At 37.8% G+C, this 21,698-nt stretch carries 24 protein-coding genes; 17 read left to right on the plus strand and 7 right to left on the minus strand.

The window, feature by feature from the left end; genetic code table 11:
- The first annotated feature begins 53 nt into the window (after positions 1 to 53).
- The 4 genes from KO521_RS06925 to KO521_RS06940 are packed head-to-tail and all read left to right on the plus strand — an operon-like array spanning position 54 to position 3,619.
- On the plus strand, positions 54 to 1,013 hold the full coding sequence (locus KO521_RS06925) for a 2-hydroxyacid dehydrogenase (protein ID WP_215939170.1): 960 nt from the start codon (positions 54 to 56) through the stop codon (positions 1,011 to 1,013).
- A gap of 46 nt (positions 1,014 to 1,059) precedes the next feature.
- Entirely contained in the window at positions 1,060 to 1,464 is a 405-nt protein-coding gene (locus KO521_RS06930; protein WP_252729902.1) for a 3D domain-containing protein, read from the plus strand.
- Positions 1,461 to 2,156 carry an N-acetylmuramoyl-L-alanine amidase gene (locus KO521_RS06935; protein WP_215939171.1) on the plus strand — a complete coding sequence of 232 codons (696 nt, stop codon included), beginning with the start codon at positions 1,461 to 1,463 and terminating at the stop codon, positions 2,154 to 2,156. Before KO521_RS06930 ends, KO521_RS06935 begins: the two co-directional genes overlap by 4 nt.
- Positions 2,153 to 3,619 carry a M14 family zinc carboxypeptidase gene (locus tag KO521_RS06940; protein WP_215939172.1) on the plus strand — a complete coding sequence of 489 codons (1,467 nt, stop codon included), beginning with the start codon at positions 2,153 to 2,155 and terminating at the stop codon, positions 3,617 to 3,619. The genes KO521_RS06935 and KO521_RS06940 overlap by 4 nt, the downstream gene beginning before the upstream one ends.
- A 15-nt stretch (positions 3,620 to 3,634) precedes the next feature.
- On the opposite strand, the gene KO521_RS06945 is transcribed toward KO521_RS06940, so the two are convergent.
- The 3 genes from KO521_RS06945 to KO521_RS06955 all read right to left on the minus strand — a co-directional run bounded on the left by KO521_RS06945 (position 3,635) and on the right by KO521_RS06955 (position 6,157).
- Positions 3,635 to 3,952, minus strand: a complete 318-nt coding sequence (locus KO521_RS06945; RefSeq protein WP_215939173.1) for a hypothetical protein — start codon at positions 3,950 to 3,952, stop codon at positions 3,635 to 3,637.
- A gap of 71 nt (positions 3,953 to 4,023) precedes the next feature.
- Complete coding sequence (locus KO521_RS06950) at positions 4,024 to 4,851, minus strand: OmpA/MotB family protein (protein ID WP_215939174.1); 828 nt, start codon at positions 4,849 to 4,851, stop codon at positions 4,024 to 4,026.
- Between the two features lie 220 nt (positions 4,852 to 5,071).
- Complete coding sequence (locus tag KO521_RS06955; protein WP_215939175.1) at positions 5,072 to 6,157, minus strand: vWA domain-containing protein; 1,086 nt, start codon at positions 6,155 to 6,157, stop codon at positions 5,072 to 5,074.
- Between the two features lie 324 nt (positions 6,158 to 6,481).
- Here KO521_RS06955 and KO521_RS06960 point away from each other — a divergent pair, with 324 nt between their 5' ends.
- The 8 genes from KO521_RS06960 to KO521_RS06995 all read left to right on the plus strand — a co-directional run bounded on the left by KO521_RS06960 (position 6,482) and on the right by KO521_RS06995 (position 14,050).
- Positions 6,482 to 6,943: a (2Fe-2S)-binding protein gene (locus KO521_RS06960; protein WP_215939176.1), complete on the plus strand. Its 462-nt coding sequence runs from the start codon at positions 6,482 to 6,484 to the stop codon at positions 6,941 to 6,943.
- 57 nt (positions 6,944 to 7,000) lie between these two features.
- A complete protein-coding gene (locus KO521_RS06965; protein WP_215939177.1) occupies positions 7,001 to 9,229 on the plus strand; it encodes a xanthine dehydrogenase family protein molybdopterin-binding subunit in 2,229 nt (742 codons plus the stop codon).
- 51 nt (positions 9,230 to 9,280) lie between these two features.
- Positions 9,281 to 10,291 (plus strand): XdhC family protein, encoded by a 1,011-nt coding sequence (locus KO521_RS06970; protein WP_215939178.1) that lies wholly within the window; start codon positions 9,281 to 9,283, stop codon positions 10,289 to 10,291.
- Positions 10,291 to 10,899 carry a nucleotidyltransferase family protein gene (locus tag KO521_RS06975; protein WP_215939179.1) on the plus strand — a complete coding sequence of 203 codons (609 nt, stop codon included), beginning with the start codon at positions 10,291 to 10,293 and terminating at the stop codon, positions 10,897 to 10,899. The genes KO521_RS06970 and KO521_RS06975 overlap by 1 nt, the downstream gene beginning before the upstream one ends.
- Positions 10,889 to 11,974, plus strand: coding sequence for an amidohydrolase family protein (locus KO521_RS06980; protein WP_215939180.1), 1,086 nt, complete (start codon positions 10,889 to 10,891; stop codon positions 11,972 to 11,974). Before KO521_RS06975 ends, KO521_RS06980 begins: the two co-directional genes overlap by 11 nt.
- Positions 11,975 to 12,071: 97 nt before the next feature.
- Entirely contained in the window at positions 12,072 to 13,088 is a 1,017-nt protein-coding gene (locus KO521_RS06985; protein ID WP_215939181.1) for a M4 family metallopeptidase, read from the plus strand.
- Positions 13,088 to 13,354, plus strand: coding sequence for a protealysin inhibitor emfourin (locus tag KO521_RS06990; protein WP_215939182.1), 267 nt, complete (start codon positions 13,088 to 13,090; stop codon positions 13,352 to 13,354). Before KO521_RS06985 ends, KO521_RS06990 begins: the two co-directional genes overlap by 1 nt.
- Before the next feature lie 24 nt (positions 13,355 to 13,378).
- Complete coding sequence (locus KO521_RS06995) at positions 13,379 to 14,050, plus strand: haloacid dehalogenase type II (protein WP_215939183.1); 672 nt, start codon at positions 13,379 to 13,381, stop codon at positions 14,048 to 14,050.
- Here the strand turns inward: KO521_RS06995 and KO521_RS07000 are convergent.
- Positions 14,047 to 14,190: a hypothetical protein gene (locus tag KO521_RS07000; protein WP_215939184.1), complete on the minus strand. Its 144-nt coding sequence runs from the start codon at positions 14,188 to 14,190 to the stop codon at positions 14,047 to 14,049. The two genes, KO521_RS06995 and KO521_RS07000, sit on opposite strands and share 4 nt — an antisense overlap.
- 269 nt (positions 14,191 to 14,459) lie before the next feature.
- Positions 14,460 to 15,086 (minus strand): GntR family transcriptional regulator, encoded by a 627-nt coding sequence (locus tag KO521_RS07005; RefSeq protein ID WP_252729907.1) that lies wholly within the window; start codon positions 15,084 to 15,086, stop codon positions 14,460 to 14,462.
- 205 nt (positions 15,087 to 15,291) lie between these two features.
- Between KO521_RS07005 and KO521_RS07010 the strand changes: the two genes are divergently transcribed.
- Positions 15,292 to 16,131: a hypothetical protein gene (locus KO521_RS07010; protein ID WP_215939186.1), complete on the plus strand. Its 840-nt coding sequence runs from the start codon at positions 15,292 to 15,294 to the stop codon at positions 16,129 to 16,131.
- Positions 16,132 to 16,207: 76 nt separating this feature from the next.
- Here the strand turns inward: KO521_RS07010 and KO521_RS07015 are convergent, their stop codons facing one another.
- Entirely contained in the window at positions 16,208 to 17,674 is a 1,467-nt protein-coding gene (locus KO521_RS07015; RefSeq protein ID WP_215939187.1) for a c-type cytochrome, read from the minus strand.
- Between the two features lie 407 nt (positions 17,675 to 18,081).
- Between KO521_RS07015 and KO521_RS07020 the strand changes: the two genes are divergently transcribed.
- Together KO521_RS07020 and KO521_RS07025 are read left to right on the plus strand one after the other, a co-directional pair.
- Positions 18,082 to 18,537 (plus strand): cold-shock protein, encoded by a 456-nt coding sequence (locus KO521_RS07020; protein WP_215939188.1) that lies wholly within the window; start codon positions 18,082 to 18,084, stop codon positions 18,535 to 18,537.
- A 74-nt stretch (positions 18,538 to 18,611) separates the two neighbouring features.
- The gene (locus tag KO521_RS07025; RefSeq protein WP_215939189.1) at positions 18,612 to 19,295 is read left to right on the plus strand and encodes a 3-keto-disaccharide hydrolase; all 684 of its coding nucleotides are present in this window, start codon (positions 18,612 to 18,614) and stop codon (positions 19,293 to 19,295) included.
- A 7-nt stretch (positions 19,296 to 19,302) separates the two neighbouring features.
- Here KO521_RS07025 and KO521_RS07030 read toward each other — a convergent pair whose 3' ends face one another.
- Positions 19,303 to 19,902: a pseudouridine synthase gene (locus tag KO521_RS07030; protein WP_215939190.1), complete on the minus strand. Its 600-nt coding sequence runs from the start codon at positions 19,900 to 19,902 to the stop codon at positions 19,303 to 19,305.
- A gap of 163 nt (positions 19,903 to 20,065) precedes the next feature.
- Between KO521_RS07030 and KO521_RS07035 the strand changes: the two genes are divergently transcribed.
- Positions 20,066 to 20,695 (plus strand): SDR family oxidoreductase, encoded by a 630-nt coding sequence (locus KO521_RS07035; protein ID WP_215939191.1) that lies wholly within the window; start codon positions 20,066 to 20,068, stop codon positions 20,693 to 20,695.
- Positions 20,696 to 20,768: 73 nt separating this feature from the next.
- Positions 20,769 to 21,695, plus strand: coding sequence for a sugar phosphate isomerase/epimerase family protein (locus tag KO521_RS07040; RefSeq protein ID WP_252729908.1), 927 nt, complete (start codon positions 20,769 to 20,771; stop codon positions 21,693 to 21,695).
- The last annotated feature ends 3 nt before the right edge of the window (positions 21,696 to 21,698 follow it).

Genomic DNA, 21,698 nt, shown 5'->3' on the forward strand with positions numbered 1-21,698 from the left:
TAAAAGTACAGGAATTTGTAAAACCGTTTGTTAGTTTTTATAAATTGCCGACCATGAAAATACTTGTACCCTTAAATATTCCGGATATTGGAGTAGAAATGTTGAAAAGTGAAGGCCTAGAAGTTACCAAATGGACTAAAGACAGGCCTATGACCAAAGCAGAGCTTTATGAAGCTGCATCTAATCATGACGGGCTTTTAAGTACAAATAACTACAAATTTGATGCTGAATTTTTAAACGCAAATAAGCACCTTAAAATCATTTCACAATACGCGGCCGGTTATGACAATATAGATTTAGAGGAAGCAAAAAAAATAGGAATTCTTATTGCAAATGCTCCAAATTCCATGACAGATGCTACGGCAGATATGGCCTTTACTTTAATGCTGGCGGTATCCAGAAAAATACTTTTTATGCACAAAACCATAGCAAAGGGAGAATGGCAACATTTTAGGCCTCAAGCGCATTTGGGTATAGAATTAAAAAACAAAACAGTAGGGGTTTTTGGATTGGGAAGAATTGGATTAGAATTTGCACGCCGTTGTAAGGGAGCTTACAATATGAATGTTATTTACTGTAATCGCTCTTTAAATCAAGAAGCAGAAGAACTATTACAGGCTAAAAAAGTAAGTTTTCAGGAGCTTTTGGAACAGAGTGATGTTGTCTCCGCTCACTGTGCGCTAACAGATGATACCAAGCATAAGTTTAACGAGGATGCTTTTAGAAGCATGAAGGCCACTTCTATTTTCGTGAATACCGCACGTGGCCAGGTACATCATGAGAAAGATTTGATTGCGGCTTTACAGAAGAATTATATATGGGGAGCAGGTCTAGACGTAACAGATCCTGAGCCTATGAAAAAAGATAATCCTTTACTTGCTATGGAAAATGTTGCGGTAACGCCCCACATAGGATCGGCTACTATAGAGGCTAGGAATAAAATGTCCGTTTTTGCGGCAAGAAATATAATCGCCCTTCACAAAGGGGAGCCTATTCCGTACCTCGTATCTTAAAAATTATGTAGCTTTAAGGTAAATCCCTTCAGCCATGTATAAAAAAATGACCCTGATCTTGTTTTTATCTTGTCTGTGTGATGCATGCACCGAAAGTGATAGGGATTATGTTTGGAAAAGTAGAACGGTTAATGTATCGGCTTACAATTCAGTAGAGTGGCAAACTGATGATGAGCCCAGTGTTGCAGCTTGGGGGGACACTCTAAAACCGGGAATGAAAACGGTGGCAGTCTCTCAAGATTTGCTTCAGCTTGGTTTGGAGCAAGGCACACAATTAAAGATCAAAGGTTTAAAAGGTATTTATATCGTAAAGGATAGAATGAACAGTCGCTGGAAAAATAAAATCGATATTTATATGGGAAATGATATTGAAAAAGCACGGGAGTGGGGCATGAAGGAAATAAAGATAGAATATCGCGTAAAACGTAAAGCCAATACAAAAACCGAATGATTCAAAATTCTAGGGCACTTATTGCCATTTGCATTTTAGTGATTTTCGCTAATTGTAAACCGATTAAGGAGTCTGTTAATATTCCCGAGCTAATAGATAGACCCATAGTTTTTGATGAAAACCGAAAACAACTTACGCTGGAATATCTTGAAAACAGGTATGGAATTCAACAAGAATCTCCTACTATAGAACCAAAAATGATTGTGCTACATTGGACGGTCATTCCCACCTTAGAAGAATCTTTTGAAGCTTTTAATCCTTCGGTTTTACCTAATTGGAGGCCGGATATAAAGGGCGTAAGTGGGCTAAATGTTTCTTCTCAATTTATAGTAGACCGGGATGGGGCTATTTATCAACTTTTACCAGAAACCACTATGGCCAGGCATGTAATTGGTTTAAATCATTGTGCTATCGGTATAGAGAATGTGGGTGGAACTGATGCTTTACCTTTAACGGAAGCACAACTTAAATCTAATATTGCACTAGTAAAATATTTGGCCAACAAGTATGTAATTGATTATCTCATAGGCCACTATGAATACACTTTATTCGAAAACCATCCATTGTGGTTAGAAAAGGACAAAGGGTATAGAACCAAAAAAACCGACCCTGGAGAAGATTTTATGTATAAAGTGAGACAAGCCACTAAAAACCTTAATTTTGAACCTCTACCAAAACCAATTACCCCATGAAAATACAGATTATCGTTTTATTTCTGTTCGCAAACTTATTTTGTTCTGCGCAGCAGAAAGATGTTACTACTCTGCTTTATGATACTTACGAAACGTATAAAGAACCTTCGCTTCGCAAAAGGCGTATAAAGCATTCTGACTTACAGCCCTTAATTGAAAAATATAGGAAAAACGATAAATTCAAAGTGAATAGGGTGGGAACTTCAATTGAAGGCCGTGCGTTATCACTTATAAGCATTGGAGAAGGGGGTACCCATGTTTTTCTCTGGTCTCAAATGCATGGTGATGAGACAACGGCTACCCAAGCAATTTTTGATATTTTCAATCTTTTTGATAGTCCTGATTTTGAAGCGGAAAAGCAAGAGATTTTAGCCAGTTGCACTTTGCATTTTCTGCCAATGCTGAATCCTGATGGTGCTGAAGTATTTCAACGTAGAAACCGCTTGGGAATCGATATTAATCGTGATGCGTTACGGCTGCAATCCCCGGAAGGGCAAACTTTAAAGCGAGTGCGGGACAGTTTAAATGCGGATTTTGGTTTTAACCTGCATGATCAGAGCACCTACTATAATGCGGAAAGAACGGAAAAACCAGCTACTATCTCATATTTGGCACCTGCCTATAATTATGAAAAGGATATTAACGAAAAACGGGGTAACGCCATGAAGGTAATCGTGTTTATGAACAGCATAATTCAAAAATACGCAGCAGGACAGGTAGGGCGCTATAATGACGATTTTGAACCAAGGGCTTTTGGAGATAATATACAGAAGTGGGGCACAAGTACCATTTTAATTGAGTCTGGAGGTTATCTTGGCGATGTTGAAAAGCAAGAAATCAGAAAACTGAATTATGTTTCAATACTGTCTGCCATTTATTCTATAGCAACTGAAAATTATAAGAAAATCGCTTTGGGGGAATATGAGAAAATTCCAGAAAATGACCGGAAGCTTTTCGACCTTAAAATAGAAAATGTAACCTACCCACTTTTAGGAAAGGACTATGTTTTAGATATAGGAATGAACCGTTTGGAAGTAGACAAAGAAGACCATGATGATTTTTGGTACAGCAGTCGTATCTTAGATCAGGGAGACCTTTCAACATATTACGGGTATGAAACTTTAGATGCCACCGGATATAGGGTAACACCTGGCAAGGTGTACCCTAAGTTGTTGAGTTCAATAGACGCTTTGGCTGCTATGGATATCAGGTCTTTATTGAAATCCGGGTACACGTATGTTCGTGTTGAGAACATTCCATCAGCTAAGTTAGCATCACCTTTTCCTATTCATATGATAGGCAAGCGCTACGAAGTTCCAGAATTTTCAATTGAAGTAGGCTTCAACCCAACCTTTCTTCTTAAAAAAGGAGAAGATATAACGCATGCCGTAATAAATGGTTTCCTTATTGACCTTAGTAGTGATAAGAAAATCAATTTTAAAAATGCAATGATTTACAGGTAAGGGATGTTTTAGCCTTTAATACCCAAATCTCGTTGCCATTTCGGACATTTCAGTGGCGTGAATGCCAATTTTAAAATACGCTGAAATTGCTACCGTAGCTATAATCGTAAACAACGATATCGTTAAAGCTTGGTACCACTTAGGCATTCCTTGTAAAGCGGTGTTCTGAATAATAATTGTAAATACATCCATATGTGTTCTAATTTTGCCATTTAGCATAGCATTCGTTCTCGGATGTAGGAATTCATTTTCGAATATGGGGTACTCGTTCTCTTTAGACAGCGAAGTAGCCAAAAACCCTACTGAATATTGTTTTAATTCGTTGTAACGCATAAAAAAAAGGGAGAACGGTATGTCCTCCCTTTTTCAATCACCAAGTTTAATAACTTGAAAAATTATAGGTCTTAAAGTGATTCGGCATCCAAAAGTGCAAAGAACTTGTTCAAGTTAGGAATGATAACGATTTTAGTACGTCTATTCGTTGCTCTGTTCTCTCTTGTGTCGTTATCTACTAAAGGCAAATAGCTACTTCTTCCGGCAGCAATCATCTTAGTAGGGTCAACGTTGTATTTGTTCTGTAGAATATCTACAACGCTAGTGGCACGTTTTACGCTTAAATCCCAGTTGTTACGGAACATTTCAGTGCTAATGGTTTTAGAGTCGGTATGACCTTCTACCATAACTTCCATACTTGGTTCAGAATTGATTACTTCCGCCAATTTACCTAGGATTTTATTTGCTTTACTGCTTACACGGTAGCTACCACTGTTAAACAGAAGTTTATCAGAGATGTTGATCATAACAACAGTCTTGTCAATATTAACATCTACATCATCTTCATCATCAGAAATAGATTTTTTTAAGTTGTAAGATATCGCCAAGTTCATAGAATCTTGTAAAGTTTTAGCCTCTGCCAATTTGGTAGGGTCAACTTTTGCAAGAGTAGATCGCATTTTAGCTTTGGTGTTGTTGCTCATTACGGCAACATCATCTACTGAAGTCATTTGGCTATCGTTGATTTCCTTTAAAGAATTGATTTTAGAATTGTACTCGGTAACACGAGCCTCTATCTTAGTCATTTTTCCTTCAAGCTCTTCCTTTTCAACTTGGGTCTTAGTTAATGCGCTTTGCGTTTCAGATAGATTGTTTTCAAGCTCAACATATTTTTTCTTTGAAACACAAGATGCCATTAGTGTAACGGCAAGCGTACTTAGGATAATAGATTTTTTCATTTTCAAATGTTTTGTTATAAAGTATTTTGATACTAGTGATACGAAGTAGGTTTAAAATTGGATGTCAAAGACTTCTTAAGATTAACGCTCGAAAGTCTAATAAAAACGATGAACGTTAGCTTAACTAATTGATTTTAAGTTATTAAAAGTTGAAAGTAAGGTAAAAAAAAAGACACCTAAAATAGGTGTCTTTTTTTTGTTTTTTTCTGAGTTTTACTAGCTATTCGCAGCCTCCGGTAAACCCATCCGCATTGAATTTGGTTTGAACAGCACCTTGTAGGCTTCCTTCTGTTACTTGAATGGCTAAGTTATTATCTCCACTTCTTTTAGGACTACAGTACTCAAAAAGGTAAAAACTACTTGCGCGTTCCGAAACTAAATCCGATATCCTGTTGAAGGTATCCTCTAAATCATCTTTGTTAGCCGCAAATTCGCTAGATGTTTTTCCTAGTGCCGTTAAGACAGCAGTATCAATTTCACCACCCAAACCAATAGTGAAAAAAGAAATATTAGGGTCTGCGGTGTCAACTTTTTCCTGAGCTGCATCTTTTGAATATCTAGAAGCTTGGTCAGTACCATCCGTAAAGATAACTACGGAAGCAGCTCCAATTCTTTCATCTTGGGTGCTTTCGTTCAATAATTCAGTAGCCTTATCGGTTGCCTTTATCACGGCACCATAAAGGTCTGTTGAAGCATCGCTACTAATATTAGCATCAATAGTTGCAATGGCCTGTGTCAATTCTGATTTTTCTGAAGTTAATGGATTAAGTTCATGAAGAACATCTTCTCCATCAAACCAATAAATGGCCATTTTATACGATTCTTGAGTTGTTTCAGGCATAACCGTATTTACAAAACTGGTACTTGCTGTTTTCAATTCTTCTAAGCTAGTCTCTAAAACACTACCGCTTAAATCAAGAATCAATAATGTATTACTTGAGAATATCTGTTCGTTAGGTGATATTCTAGCATTGGATTCGGAAGTTGAAATGGTATTGAAACAGTCGTCATTCCTTCCTTGCTCGTAGATGGTAAATTGATCCGCGGTTAAACCAGAAACTGGAGTGCCATCGCTATTAGAGACTTTAAAGAAAATAGAAACTTTCCCTGGATCTGTAGTGTACTGGTCTTGTATAGAGAGAATTAAATCGTTCTCGCCTAGGTCAAGGCATTTATCTACGGATTGCCCTTCCCCGAATCCATCGCCTGTGTTGAGGGCATAATTTACATCATCATCTGCATTTCCACAGGAAACGAATAAAGAAATGGATAGGAAAAATAGAATAAGCTTAAAGGAGGAATTCATTTTCGAGATTTTTACGTTCAACCAACACAACGTTAATTTTCGATTTAAAGTATGAATACGTTAAAAAAATATGTTAATAAATGTTAAGACCGCAAAACAGCCGGGTTATTAAGTTTTTAATAAAATCAATGTTTAGCTTATTGCCTACCAATGAAATTAAAAAGTATTGAAGTCTGGATGTTTGAAGGTTAGGGGCTTAAGGTTTGCCAATAGTTGTGAAGTAAGTTTTCAGAAGACCAAAGAAATTGTTAAAGTGCCAATTTAAGGTTATAATTTTAATATCTTGTAATGCTATAACAGCAAATCAAAACTAAAACGATATTTATGCCAACCTATCAACTAACGGTAAACGGAAAAGCTCATACGGTAGAAGCTAGTGAAGACACCCCATTATTATGGGTTTTACGAGATCATTTAGATATGGTCGGTACAAAGTTTGGTTGTGGCATTGCACAATGTGGGGCCTGTACGGTTCACGTTGATGGCAATGCTACAAGAAGTTGTTCATTACCGGTAGCATCTGCCGCAGGAATGTCCATTACAACAATAGAGGGTTTATCAGAAGATGGTTCGCATCCTGTGCAACAAGCTTGGAAGGAAGTAGATGTTCCCCAATGTGGGTATTGCCAAGCAGGTCAAATGATGACGGCTTCTGCTTTTCTAGCTCAAAATCCAAATCCTACAGAAGAAGAGATTAAAGATGCAATGAACGGTAACATCTGTAGATGTGCCGCATACAACCGTATTAGAAAAGCGGTAGGCGTAGCTGCTGAAAAAATGGCCTAAAAAAAATACTATTACGCTTTTAGAATATAAAAGCTGCAATTGTTTAAAATACTGCACATGTCAACACCATCCATACAATTCAGTCGAAGAAATTTTTTACGCACGTCATCACTGGCGAGTGGGGGACTTTTAATAGGTTTCAACCTTTTTACCGCATGTAAATCTGATGTAAAACCACCTGTGGATTTGGCGAATTTAAACTACAATGATTTTAATGCGTTTATAAAAATAGCCAAAAACGGAGCGGTGACTATTTTTTCACCAAATCCTGAAATTGGTCAGGGTGTTAAAACCTCAATGCCCATGATCATTGCCGAGGAACTAGATGTTTCTTGGGATAATGTATATGTGCAACAAGGAGTGCTTGATACCAAAAATTATACAAGACAGATTGCCGGAGGTAGCCAATCCATTCGTTTTGGTTGGGACGCCCTTCGTCAAACGGGAGCTACGGCAAAGCAAATGTTAGTGAACGCTGCAGCTGCGCGTTGGGGTGTAGATGCATCCGAACTTTCGGTTAGTGAAGGAGTCATTTCCAATAAAGCAGGAGAGACTTTAAGCTATGGAGATGTGGTAGATGAAGCTGCAGTTTTAGAAGTTCCTGAAAATGTTACGTTAAAAGAGCCAAAGGATTATACCATCATTGGAACGGATAAACGTAATGTAGATATTAATAAGATAATAACAGGGAAGCCATTATACGGAATGGATTATAAAGAAGACGGGATGTTGTATGCGGCTGTTCTTAGACCGCCTGCTTTTGGTCAGGAACTGGTTTCTTTTGATGCTACTGACGCTAAAGCCCTTCCAGGTGTGGTTGATGTTATTCAAATTGGTGATATGGCAAAAGCTCTTTTAAGCGAAGAGGAAGTAAATTGGACGGCTCAACTTAGTGGTAGTGGAAAAGTAGTTGTTCTGGCAAACTCTACTTGGGAAGCTTTTAAAGGAAAAGAAGCGATTAAAGCCACTTGGTCAGACGCTACACCTTTGGAAAGCACGGAGTTTCATGATAAAAAATTAAACGGACTGTTAGATGGTAAGGACTTTGTTACCATGCGAAAAGATGGCGATGTAAATAAAGCATTCGCAAAAGCGGATAAAGTTTTGGAACGTACTTACGAATCTCCATTCTTGCCCCATAACTGTATGGAGCCTATGAATTTCTTTGCCAATGTTACGGATGAAAAAATTCATTTGGTAGGTCCTGTTCAGACTCCAGAGGATGCTGCCAATACGGTTGCGGCACTTTTAGGCCGTGATGTTGCCGATATTCATTTAGAAATGACCCGTATGGGTGGTGGTTTTGGAAGAAGGCTATATGGCGACTTTGTTTACGAAGCGGCAGAGATTAGCGCTACGGTTAAAAAACCGATTAAAATGGTTTCTTCTCGTGAGGATGATATGTCTACGGGAGTGTACAGACCAGCGATCAAGTATAGGATTAAGGCGGCAATAAAGGATGGTCAGTTAACAGGCTATCAATTAAAGGAGGCTGCAATTAACACGAATATGTATGGTTTGATTCCTAATTTCTTTCCTGCTGGTGCCGTAGAGAATTATCAAGTTGATGTAGCTAATTATAAAAGTAACATTACAACGGGCGCATGGCGGGCTCCATATACCAATTTCTTAGCGTATGCTGAGCAGAGCTTCTTTGATGAGCTTGCAGAGGAAATGGAAGTCGATAAAATTAAAATGCGTTTAGACCTTTTGGAAAAAGTAAAAGGTACGGAAGATGAACGTATTCAATATTCGCCGGAACGCATGCAAGATGTAATTAAAATGGCCGTAGATAAGTCCGGTTGGGGTAAACAGCCCAAAGGAACGTATCAAGGGTTTGTGGCATATTACTGCCATAATACCCACGTTGCCGAAGTAGCGGATGTACAGATTGAAAATGGTCTGCCGGTCGTAAAAAAAGTGACTTGTATAGTTGACTGCGGTATTGTGATAAACCCAATGGGTGCTTTAAATCAAATTGAGGGCGGTATCGTTGATGGAATAGGACATAGTATGTATGGCAGTTTCGGATTTGAAAACGGAAAACCAACAGCTAACAATTATGATAAGTATCGTTTGGGTCGTATGAAGGAAGCGCCGGTTGTGGAAACTCATTTGGTTCAAAATGAGCTTTCTCCAACAGGGTTAGGAGAACCTACTTTGCCACCAGCAGGTGGCGCGGTAGCAAATGCCTTAAAAGCGGCTACAGGAAAAAGAGCCTACAAGCAGCCATTTATTCAGCAAGAGGAGCTATGGAAGGTAAAAAAAGAGGAGATATTGGGTTAGGAGCATGAAACCTAGTTTAATATCATTTTTCTTTAAACTATTCCGTTTTATATGACGCATGAATTAAAAAACATTATTAGGGCCTTTAAGGTCGCAAAAGAAAAGAAGCAAAAGACCGTCCTCGCGACGGTCGTTGCTTTAGAGGGCTCTTCATACCGTCGTCCGGGAGTGCGTATGCTCATTCGTGAAGACGGGAAAAGAACAGGGGCGGTAAGTGGCGGTTGTGTGGAAAAAGAAATCATTAGACAGGCGCAAAGCATTTTTTCTGATGATATGCCCAAAATGATGGTTTACGATGGTAGATATCGATTGGGTTGTGAAGGTGTTTTATATATTTTGATTGAACCTTTTGTTCCTAGTCACGCTTTTCTTGATGCTTTTAATGACGTGCTAAATAACAGGGCTCAATTTAATATTGTTTCAACTTTTACCAAAGAAGAAGGAAACCATTCAGATTTAGGTTCTTTTTTTATTTTTGGCGAAGAGAAATTTGCAGTGCGACCTGGTGTTGTTTTGGATAATAAAAGAACTTTGTTTGAGCAGGAAATGAACCCTTGTTTTAAGTTGGTAATAATAGGCGCGGAACATGATGCGGTTCAGCTGTGTTCTTTTGCCTCTTTGGCAGGTTGGGAAGTAACCATTGTTGCCGCTGCTGCAGAGGAAAAGAGCATTAATGATTTTCCTGGAGCAAGTCTTTTTCTTGCGGAAGAACCAGAAATGCTATCCATAAAATTGATTGACAAGCAAACTGCAATTGTTTTAATGACACATAGTTACGTTCGTGACTTAAAGTATCTGTTAACCATAAAAAAATCACGACCTATATACTTGGGATTATTGGGTCCTACTCAGCGCAGAGAGAAACTTTTAAATGAATTCATAGAACATTACCCCGAAGTTTCAGATACTTTTTTAGATATCATTCATGGTCCTGCAGGTTTGGATATTGGTGCGGAAACTGCGCAGGAAATCGCATTGGCTATTCTATCGGAAATACTTTCGGTAACGAGAAATAAGGAGCCTATAATGCTTAAAAATAAACAAGGAAGAATACACACCTAATGAATAAAAAACAGCACCATATTGCCGTAATGGTATTGGCAGCTGGAGCTTCCACAAGAATGGGGAAACCAAAACAACTCCTTCCTTGGAAAAACACTACGTTATTGGGGCACGTAATTCAGACCGCTAAAGCTTCAAAGGCTAGTAATGTATTAGCCGTTCTAGGTGCTCATGCAGACCTAATTAAATCAAACATAAAAGAAAAGGTTGTTTTTTTAGAGAATACTTCATGGCAGTCAGGACTAGGAACGTCTGTTACTGCTGGGACAGAATGGTTGCTTCAAGCTGATATAGAATTTCAAGGCATTCTGATTATGTTGGCGGATCAGCCATTAATCGACCCAGAATATTTGAATATGTTGATAGCTATCTCCAAACAAAATCCGGACAAAATTATCGCATCAGCCTATAAAAAACGGTCTGGAGTTCCTGCTATTTTCCCTAAAAAATATGCGGATGATCTTTTAAAACTGAATAAGGATTTTGGAGCAAAACATCTATTGCAACAGGAGCAACTTAATGTAGTCAAGATACCTGCTGCGCACCGTATATTGGATATTGACACTCAGAACGATTATGAACAATTAAAAAGAAGGAATGAAATTTAAAATTAAATTTATCTTATTCATATGGGTAAGTAATTTTTTGACTGCTCAAGAAATGGGTTTTGAAGAATACAATCCAAAATCTACTTTAGTCGTACCTGTTCACGAAGTGGTAAAAGCTAAATATCCATTTGTAGACATTCATAGTCATCAAAGAAGCATGAATGCTCAGCGTCTTAAAAGTTTGGTTGCTGACATGGATGCACTTAATGAAGCTGTTATGGTGAATTTGAGTGGGGGTTCTGGAAATAAGTTAGCTGAAAGCGTAAATAACATTGCGGAAAACTATTCAAATAGATTCGTTGTTTTTGCAAATGTAGATTTTGATGGAGCGGGAAAACCGGGTTGGACAGAAAAGACCGTTGCCCAATTGGAAACGGATATAAAAAAAGGAGCAAGAGGTCTAAAGGTCTTTAAGAGTTTAGGGTTGAGAAACACGGATAGTGACGGTAAGCGATTGGCGGTTGATGATGCTCGTTTAGACCCTATTTGGGCTAAATGTGGAGAGTTGGGTGTCCCGGTATTGATTCACTCTGCAGACCCAAAATCTTTTTGGGATGATATGAATTCGGATAACGAACGTTGGTTGGAATTGAAAACACATTCGAGAAGAAAACGCTCGGATACAGATCCTGCACCATGGCAACAAATCATAGATGAACAACATAAAATGTTCAAAAAACATCCAAAAACAAAGTTTATTAATGCCCATATGGGTTGGTACGCCAATAACTTAAAGCTACTGGGGAGTTACTTGGATGATATTCCCAATATGTCCGTTGGTATTGCTGCGGTAATAGCAGAATTGGGGCGTCAACCACAGAATGCGCGGGATTTTTTCATTAAATACCAAGACCGGATTCTATTTGGAAAGGATAGCTGGAAGCCAGAGGAGTTCCCAACCTATTTTAGAGTATTGGAAACCAATGATGAGTATTTTCCTTATTATAAAAAATATCATGCGTTTTGGGCTATGTACGGCTTGAACCTACCTGATGAAGTTTTGAGAAAAGTATATTATAAAAATGCCATGAATTTGGTTCCGGGCTTGGATAAAAGTCTGTTTCCTAAAGAATAGTTAGTATTAAAAAAATCATCTTTTGTAAACAGCTTAACGTATATATTTTGTAAAAGGATTAAGAACGAACGATATTAAAACCCTAAATTTTAGAACTATGTGCAAAAAAACCGAATGCTATATCATTCCTCCATACCTACTTGAAAAACTGGCCAAACATGGTAACAGTAGTTGTAAGCGAGCTTTAAACGATACGGGAAGGATTACGGAAAGGAGACGCAGTAGCTTAAACAACCTATTGTTGCGCAACCCAGCAGAAGGGAGTGGCGATAGATTCGTATACGATTCTCAGAACCAATTTGAGCAGCGTCAAAAATTGATAAGACAGGAAGGTCAGGAAGCAGTGGAAGATCAAACGGTAAACAATGCTTACGATACCTCCGGTTTCGTGCGTCAGTATTTTCAGGAAACTTTTGGATTGAATTCTATTGATGGTAAAGGGTTGGATATTATTTCTAACGTGCATTATGGCGAAGCATATAATAATGCGTATTGGGATGGTGATGAAATGACGTATGGAGATGGAGATGGAAAGGAGTTTACTGATTTTGCCAGTGCTATTGATGTGGTGGCCCATGAATTGGCCCATGGTTTGACTCAGTTTTTTGCCAATTTGGAATACCAGAGTCAACCTGGGGCGCTTAATGAGCATTTTTCGGACGTCTTTGGAACTGTAATTAAACAGAAATACTTGCAACAAGATATCTCTGAAGCAGATTGGTTAATAGGCGATACTGTTGTTACCGAAGAATTTCCCGGCGTGGCCATCCGATCTATGAAAGCTCCTGGGACAGCAAATGATTTTGACACCCAACCGGACCATATGGATAATTATTATAATGGTATGGGTGATAATCAAGGGGTACATATCAACTCGGGTATTCCTAATAAGGCTTTTTACTTATGTTGTCTTGAAATAGGGATTGATGATTGTGCATTGATATGGTTTGAGACTTTAAAGGCACTCTGGCGCACGGCAGATTTCAATGACATGGTTGAAACTTTGGTTAGTACGGCACAGCAGCTTATTTTAGAAAATAAAGTTACTGAGAAAGCTGTTGAAGCGATAAGTGCAAGTTTTTCGCAAGTAGGTTTAACTCCAATCGTAGTATAATGAAATATGATATTAACATAGAAGGTGGTTTTATGGGTATTCCCAAGAGACTTGAGGGAGAAATAAAACTGGACAAGAACGAAGAACAAGAAATGCGGGATGCTATTAGCATCAGGCAAGAAGACCAAGGTCATTTGCGAGATGGTTTTATGTATACGGTGAAGTTGACTGATGAAGAAGGGGTGTATGAATCGCAATTCAACGAATCTAATTTGCCCAAGAAAATCAGACATTTTATAACCGATATCCAGAAAGGTGGCAACTGAACTACATTTAAAACATCAGATAAAATGAAGAAGCCCAAGTTGCTTATTTTTGATATTAACGAAACGTTGTTGAACTTAAAACCGTTAACCGTTGCAATAAACAAGTCATTAGATTCAAAACATGCTTTCTCTCTGTGGTTCAGAACGTTGCTTCATTATTCTTTAGTTGAAACTTTAACTGGTAATTATGTGGATTTTAGCGTTATAGGAAAAGCTACTTTGCAAATGACCATGCAAAAGTTTAATAAAAACTTATCGGAAGATGTGTTGGATTCTATTTTAGGAAACATTAGAAAATTACCTGCACATGAGGATGTAAAGGAAGGGTTGAAGATTCTGAAGGAAGATGGCATTAAACTTGTAGCGCTTTCCAACAGTAATGAACAACTTTTGAACGAACAGCTACAATTTGCTGGGATTGCTTCTTTTTTTGATGCCATTGTTTCGGTCCAGGCGGTAGCTAGCTATAAACCAGAGCCGGCTCCGTATAAAGCCGTACTTTCTAAAATGGGCATATCACCAGAAAATACCATAATGGTTGCTGCTCACGGTTGGGATATTTTAGGTGCTAAGCGCGCAGGTTTACGAACAGCCTTTGTTGCACGTAAAGGTCACGCTATTTATCCTTTGGACGGAACACCGGAGATAGAGGGCAAAACTATTCTTGATGTAGCCCATACAATTTTAAAAAACTAGTTCTTGACTAGTTCGTCTTTGTCGTTCAAATCACCATAATCTTGAAAAATACCACAAGAGTATTCTTTCTTGATTAAAGATTTTTCTTCTTGCTTTCTCTTTTTGGCCAAAACTTCGATTTGAGGAGATAAGTAACCCATGGTTTTTGTTTTTTAGGTATCGTTAGAACGCCCTTAGTATAAAATTGTTGTCTTCGTTTTCAGTTTTTAGTCTAAATACAATTCAAATGTAAATGGGTAATCTGAAACCGAATATAATTTTACAAAAACTTTGTGATTTGTTGACCTATGAGTTGATAATGAACTACATAGAGGTATTCAACAATTTACTCCAGAACCATGAAGATATTGTTTTAGTTGTATGAAAATCACTAAAAATAATTAGGAAATTAAGATATTCGTTGAAAAATCTATAATACCACAAGTTGCTTTTCAATATAGCTTTTTACCAACATTAAATTCATTTTTAGAACTAGTGCAGCGGAGGGTATATTATCATCCTCAATGGCTGAAATTATAGCATCGTGTTGATCATTGGAGTTGTAATGGTAAGAATCGTTGGACATAAAAGCACGTTCGTAGAAAAATACACGGGTTTTCAAGTCTTTCAAAATTTGTTGAAAAACAGGGTTTTTATAGTTGGAAGTAAGCAGTCTGTGAAACTCCATATACGCATTCACCCGATTTTGAGCATCTTCTGAATTTGCAATACAATCTCTCTGTTTTTTGAGTTTGGATATTGAAAATTCATCAAAATTAGACTCTTCTAATGCCAGAACTTCCAAGTGGGCTACAAGTTCGTAAAGATTCTTTGCTTCTTCCGGATTTACCGCTGCAATTACAAATCCGCGGTTGGGAATAGCGCGTACAATGTGAGATTGCTGTAGTTGGGTAAGCGCTTCTCTAATAGGCGTTACACTTACTTTAAGCTTGCGGGATAAAGCGGCCAGATTAATGCCTTGCCCAGGTTGTAAATCGCCTTTTTGCATTTGTTTTAAAAGATGCTCCCTTACTTTATCACGTAATATTATACTCATTCCCATTTTGTAAATATAAGTATCGTATACGATTTTTCGGTTCTTTTTGTAAACTGTTTTATTACATTGATAAAGGGTTTTATTAAAATATGACCTTATATTTTGCCATCTGCAAGTATTTTGATGCCGTTCATCCAATTAAGATCCTTAACTATAATATGCTGCATTATTTCCCGTTTTTGAACGATAACCTAAAATCTTAAATATGACTTCCTATTTTAAACTTATTAGACCTTATGTTCTTGTTGGTGCATTTTCATTGTTAGCTTTTAGCTGTTCTGATGAGACCGATGAAATTCTAGATATAGGTCAAGAACAAGAAGATAAGCAAGAGCAAAAATTAGAATTGGAGCAAACGGAATTAGCCACTATTTTTGATTTAGAAGATTTGTCCAGTGCAGCGGATATAACGATTGATGGAATATATGGAAATCGCGATTCTTCTAATTCAGGAAAAGATGAAACGTGCTACACGGCGGTATATACGGATAAAGGTTTTACCGCAACCTTTAATGATTGTGAAGCTGCAACTAATGATTATATAATGAGTGGCTCAATAGAGGTAGTTTATGGTGATGAAGGTGATGCTCATAATTATACGGTTACTTATAACGATTTTTCAGTTGGTGGTATACAGTTAAATGGTAAAAGATCGGTAGGGGTTTCTGTAGAGGGATCTGTAAACGGATATGATTTGATTCTTGATATTGATGTAGATATGGGTGTAGTTTTGGAAGATGGTCGTGAACTTTCCGAAGAAGGCACTAAAAACTATAGGTTCATGTCTACAGATTCTGGCGAAGGCTATGTTTTGCAAATGAACGGAGAGTGGATAGTCAATACTGATGATGACACTTATAATATAGATATTGCAAATGTATTACAAGCGGAGTCGTCTTGTGATTATATTGGAAAAGGTATAATGGAACTTGCTAAAAACGGATTAACGGTAGATGTTGATTTTGGTGATGGTTCTTGTGATGATGTTGCAGACCTTATTTATCCTGATGGCACTAAAGAAGTTATTTTGCTTAAAAAAGAATAAAACTGTTATTTATTAAAAAAGCCCTTGTCATATTATGGCAAGGGCTTTTTTAATTGATTTTATTTAATTGAGAATATTATAAAGTTTTTAGATACTCCAGTAAAGCTAGACGCTGTTCGTTGGTTAATTTATCACCGAAAATGTGTCCGCCGTTTCCATATCCTTTTAAAGTGGTGTCATAGGTTTCTTTATCTGTTTTAAAAACTTCTTCGGTATAATTCCAACCTAAATTTTCTTTGTCATAATCAGTACTATTAAAACTTCTGCTCCAATATTTTGGGCGTGTTGAGCTGTCTAATACTTGGGCAATGGTAGCTACGGAACCATTGTGAAAATATGGAGCTGTTGCCCAAACACCGTCTAAAGGAGGCGCTAAATACCCCCCTTCGGCATTAAACTCCAAACCAGCGGAACCTGTCCCGAACCAACCAGTATTGAACCAATCTAAAAAGTAATCGTTTACATTGGAAGGCGTAGTGTATAGGTCGGAAAGTGCAGGGTCTGTCCCAATGGTTTTCAAGGAGACCAGAAGATTGGGGTATGACTCGTCATCGCCATAAGAACCGTGACATTTCACACAGTTTTCCTCAAATATAGGTTTGCCTTGGGCAGCACGATCGTCATCAATTTCAAAAGGATAAGAAGGAGCTTCCAAACTATAAATATAGGCTAGGATATCCGGCATTTTTGTATCTAGTTCTTCGGCTTTGGTTTTGTCGTCCAAAGTTAAAAGGGCTGAACCAATAAAAGATTTACAAAAATCCTTACGTCCAATAGCATGGTAGAACATGGCGTTCTTTTTCTTTAATAACCACCAAGCGGGCACGTCAGTTGGTATAACTTCATCACTTACATTAACATTTGGGGTATCTGTCCATTCCAACGAATTTTTATCTCTATGCGCTGCTAGAACTCTAGTGATTTTATCTGCAGGATTGGCCCCACGGGTTTTTGTAAGCGTTTTAGGGCCAATGGCTTCTATACTTTTCCTGAACTGGTTATAAGCCGCCCATTCATCACTGTTTGGACCACCATAAAGCAAAGAAATGCCGGTACTTACCAGGCCAATATTATCAGCTCTGTTGATGGTGAAGTCAGCCGCGTGGTTTCCCAATCCTACAACAAACTCATTATTTATAAAACCGGCATGACAGGACATGCAATTGGGAGAAACTATCCGGACCCCATTTGCTGCGTCAACCGCAGTATATTCATAAGCAATATTGGCATTATCTCCACTACGTTCTAAGACATTGGTGTTATCTTCTCCAGAGCCTTGTACAAAGGCTTGATACGGCACTCCAGAACTCATATAGTTACCGTTGATCAAAAAGTCATACCCCTTTACAACATCTCCAATTCTCTGGGCGGAAGAAGGAATAGCGTCCAGCTCTAATATGGGTTCAGGTTCCGGTTCGGGATTTGGGGCGGGAGATTGCTCATCCGGATCAGGAACTGGTTCATAATTGTTGCTGTCACTAGAGCAGGCATAACCAAAAAGCAATAGACCTGTAAGTGCAAAGATTTTAACGTGCTTTTTCAAAACATTAAATTTTACTCGCTTTAAGGAGAGCGATGTGACGCGGGCGTAAGATAGTAATAAAGCTGATTATAGTTATTTGATATTGATAATAAAACCAATATGCGGGAAGGAAACGGCGTTTTGTATAAAAGAAAGTATGGATAAATTGCCGCCCTAACTGTATATTATGACTTCTTTTTTGTATAAATCCATAACCGTTCATCGATTACTTTAAATATTGTTAAATGACCCACTGTCATTTTGTTTGTAAAAGGATGTTTATAATGTTGATAACAAGTATTTTGTGGGTTCGAACAAAGAATACGTCAACCCGTTGTACTCCCTGAATTTCTTCGATTATAAATGCAAAAAAAATCAAAATAATTTCTTACCTTATCCTCCTAATTTTAAAACAAGAAAAATACCGAATGGCTAAATCTCAGCAAACCTATAATAAGACTGAAAAAGAGAAGAAACGTTTAAAAAAACGTGAAGAAAAAGCAAAGAAAAAAACTGCACGTAAAGCGGCTGCAAAAGAGAATGATGAAGGAATTCCATTTGCTTATGTTGACTTTAATGGTAACCTTGTGGACACTCCGCCAGACCCATCACAAAAAATTCAGGTTGATGCCGAGGACATTGTTCTGGGGATTCCTAAGAAAGAAGAAGGAGACCAAGAAGAATTTGATCCGGTACGTAACGGAAAAGTGTCTTATTTTGATTTCTCAAAAGGATTCGGTTTCATTATCGATTCAGAGAACCAAGAAAAATACTTCGTTCACGTGAGTGGTCTTATTGACGAAATTAACGAGAACGACAAAGTATCTTTTGAACTTGAAAGAGGTATGAAAGGTATGAATGCCGTTAGAGTCAAGAAAATATAGCACTCTTATTGCTTCGCAATTTTCTGATTGCATCGTTTAATTAGGACATTACTTCGTGTCCGATTTTTATACTTATGAAAAAATTAATTTTGGTTTTTTCAGTACTTTTTGTCACATTATGGTCATGCAAACCAACAGCTAAAAGTCTGTTTAACGGTAAAGACCTTAGCGGTTGGCATATAGATGTTCCAGCAATGGATAGTACCGATGCAAGAAACCCCTTTATTATAAGAGATGGCATGTTGGTTAGCTTAGGCACGCCAGCAGGCCATATTATTACTGATGCTTCTTATGAGGATTTCCGACTTGATGTGGAATATCGTTTTGCAGGAGAACCAGGTAATTGTGGTGTTCTGGTTTTTGCTTCTACACCGCGTTCTTTATATAAAATGTTCCCAAAATCTATTGAGGTTCAAATGATGCATGAAAATGCAGGTGATTTTTGGTGTATCGTTGAGGATATTAAGGTGATAAATATGGAATCTCGTCGCGGTCCAAGAGAAGAGTGGGGGATTACCGAAGGAAAAAAACGAAGAATTCTTAATCTGACAGATGGTTCTGAAAGTCCATTAGGTGAATGGAACCACATGGTCATAGAATGTCTGGAAAACGAGATTAAGGTGTGGCTGAATGGGGACTTGGTAAACTACGGTTTTGATGCTACGGCACGAACAGGACAGATTGCCTTACAGGCCGAAGGGTCAGAAGTAGAGTTCAGAAAGATCTTGCTAACACCTATTGACGAACTCACAGAATAATCTGGTTTTATTTTAACTTTAAATTCAATTTTTGCGGTAAGTTGGAAAGAGCTATCACGTCAGATGGATTCATTCCTTTTAAGGTAATCTCGCCAATTCGTACCCGTACCAATCTCAGTGTGGGAAAGCCTACAACTGCGGTCATCTTACGTACTTGTCTAAATTTTCCTTCCGTTAAAGTAACTGACAACCAAGAATTAGGCCTATGGGTTCCAACTCGTAAAAGATGATGCGGTTCTGGAAAATCGGGCTCATCAGTAATCAGTTTAGCGTCACAAGGTTTTGTCAAATATTTTTTACCCTCAATACCAATCTCAACTCCTTTTTGTAATTTTTCTATAGCTTCGGGGGTAATGATACCATCTAATTGGGCATAATACTCCTTTTCTATTCCCGAGCGGTTAACGGTATCGCTCAGTTTGCCGTCTGTAGTCATTAATAACAGGCCTTCTGATTTTAAATCTAATCGGCCTATTGCCATAATAGTATCATCAAAAGCATGAAGCTCACTAATGAAACGTTTGGTTCGCTTCTCCTTAATATTATTGGACCCCATTTGACTTATAAATCCAAATGGCTTATATATTTTATAATGTTTGTGGGACATGAAGTTAAATTAGGGTGTAAAGATAAGGTAGACTTTAGTTCATTTGCTAAATGTAAAATAGCGTATAAGCTTATGTATATGTCTTTGGGTTAAAAATGCATTAATCTGCATCAACTAAACAGCTCAGTGTAGTATAATTTTGTTACAACTAAAAAATAATGAAATGGAAAATGTATTAGTAGCAGGCGCCAATGGCACTACAGGAAAAAAAATAGTAAAGCTTTTAAATGAATCTCAATATTTCAATCCAATTGCCATGATTCGCAAAGAATCGCAGAAAGAGCAATTCGAAAAGGATAATATCACCACGGTTATGGGTGATTTAGAAAAGGACATATCCCATACAGTAAAGAATATAGACAAGGTAATTTTTGCAGCAGGTTCGGGAGGAAAAAAGGTAGAAGCTGTTGATCAGGAAGGTGCTAAGAAATTAGTAGATGCCGCAAAAACAGCAAATCTCAAGAAATTTGTGATGCTCAGTTCTATGGGAGCAGAGAACCCGGCTGAGGCAAGTGAACTAAAAGAATATTTAAAGGCAAAACACAACGCAGACGTTTATCTCAAAGATAGTAATCTAACTTATGCCATAGTGCGACCAGGTTCGTTAACTAACGATAAAGGTACGGGAAAGATAAAGGCCCAAGCAAATTTAGAGCAATCGGGGTCGATTAGTAGAGATGATGTTGCCCAAACGTTAGTACGTTCTTTACATGATGATGCCGTTAAGAATGCTACTTTCGAAATCTTGGAAGGTGAAACTTTAATTGGAGAGGCCATAGATTCGGTTTCATAAAGTGTATATATTTTCGGTCGTACGGAAAGATTGTAATATATTCGGGTTTGTCTTTTAAGGCAAACCCATTTTTTTGTTGAAATTTTATGAAATCGCCCCATTTAATATGTATAGAAGAGACTTTATAAAACGGAGTAGTTTGGCTTATGCAGCTACATTTTTGCCGGTAACGGGCTTTACTATAAAAAACAAACCCAAATTTAAAATGGGATTGCAATTATTTACTATTAGAGATGCCATGAAAGCAGACCCATTGGGCAGTTTGAAAAAAGCAAAGGCTATGGGCTACGAAGACTTGGAAATTTATGGTTTTGATCCTGAACAAATAGGATATTATGGTTATGAGGCAAAAGAGTTTAAGTTAATATTAGACGACCTTAACCTTACAACTACTAGTGGGCATTATGACTTTTCGTCCTATTTTGATAAACCCGATGATGAACTTAAAAGCTATTTGAACTCTTGTATTCAAGGAGCACATATTCTTAACAAATCTTATATTACTTGGCCTTGGTTGGCACCTGAATTCCGAACCATTGAAAACTATAAAATGCTTAGCGGTAAACTCAATTGGATGGCAGAGCACGTAAATTCCGCCGGACTTGGTTTTGCCTATCATAACCACGATTTTGAATTTACGGACCATAATGGGCAAACCGGGTATGACATTCTATTAGAGGAAACAGATCCTGAATTGGTAAAATTACAGATGGATATGTATTGGGTAATGCATTCCTCAAAAAAAACACCACAACAACTTATTGCGGCAAATCCCGATCGCTATGTAATGTGGCATATAAAAGACATGGATAAAGTTTCTCGCGATTATACGGAATTGGGTAATGGCTCTATAGATTATGGGGCTATGCTTTCTCAGATAGACATCGGTGCATTACAGTATTATTATATTGAGCAAGGCAGTAATTTTGCTCAGAACTCCATGCAGAGTATTGCGGACAGCGCTAAATTTTTCAAAAAAAACTTACGACAATACCTTTAAAAC

It is taken from the genome of Zobellia uliginosa, assembly GCF_018860745.1.
Classification (GTDB): Bacteria; Bacteroidota; Bacteroidia; order Flavobacteriales; family Flavobacteriaceae; genus Zobellia; species Zobellia uliginosa_B.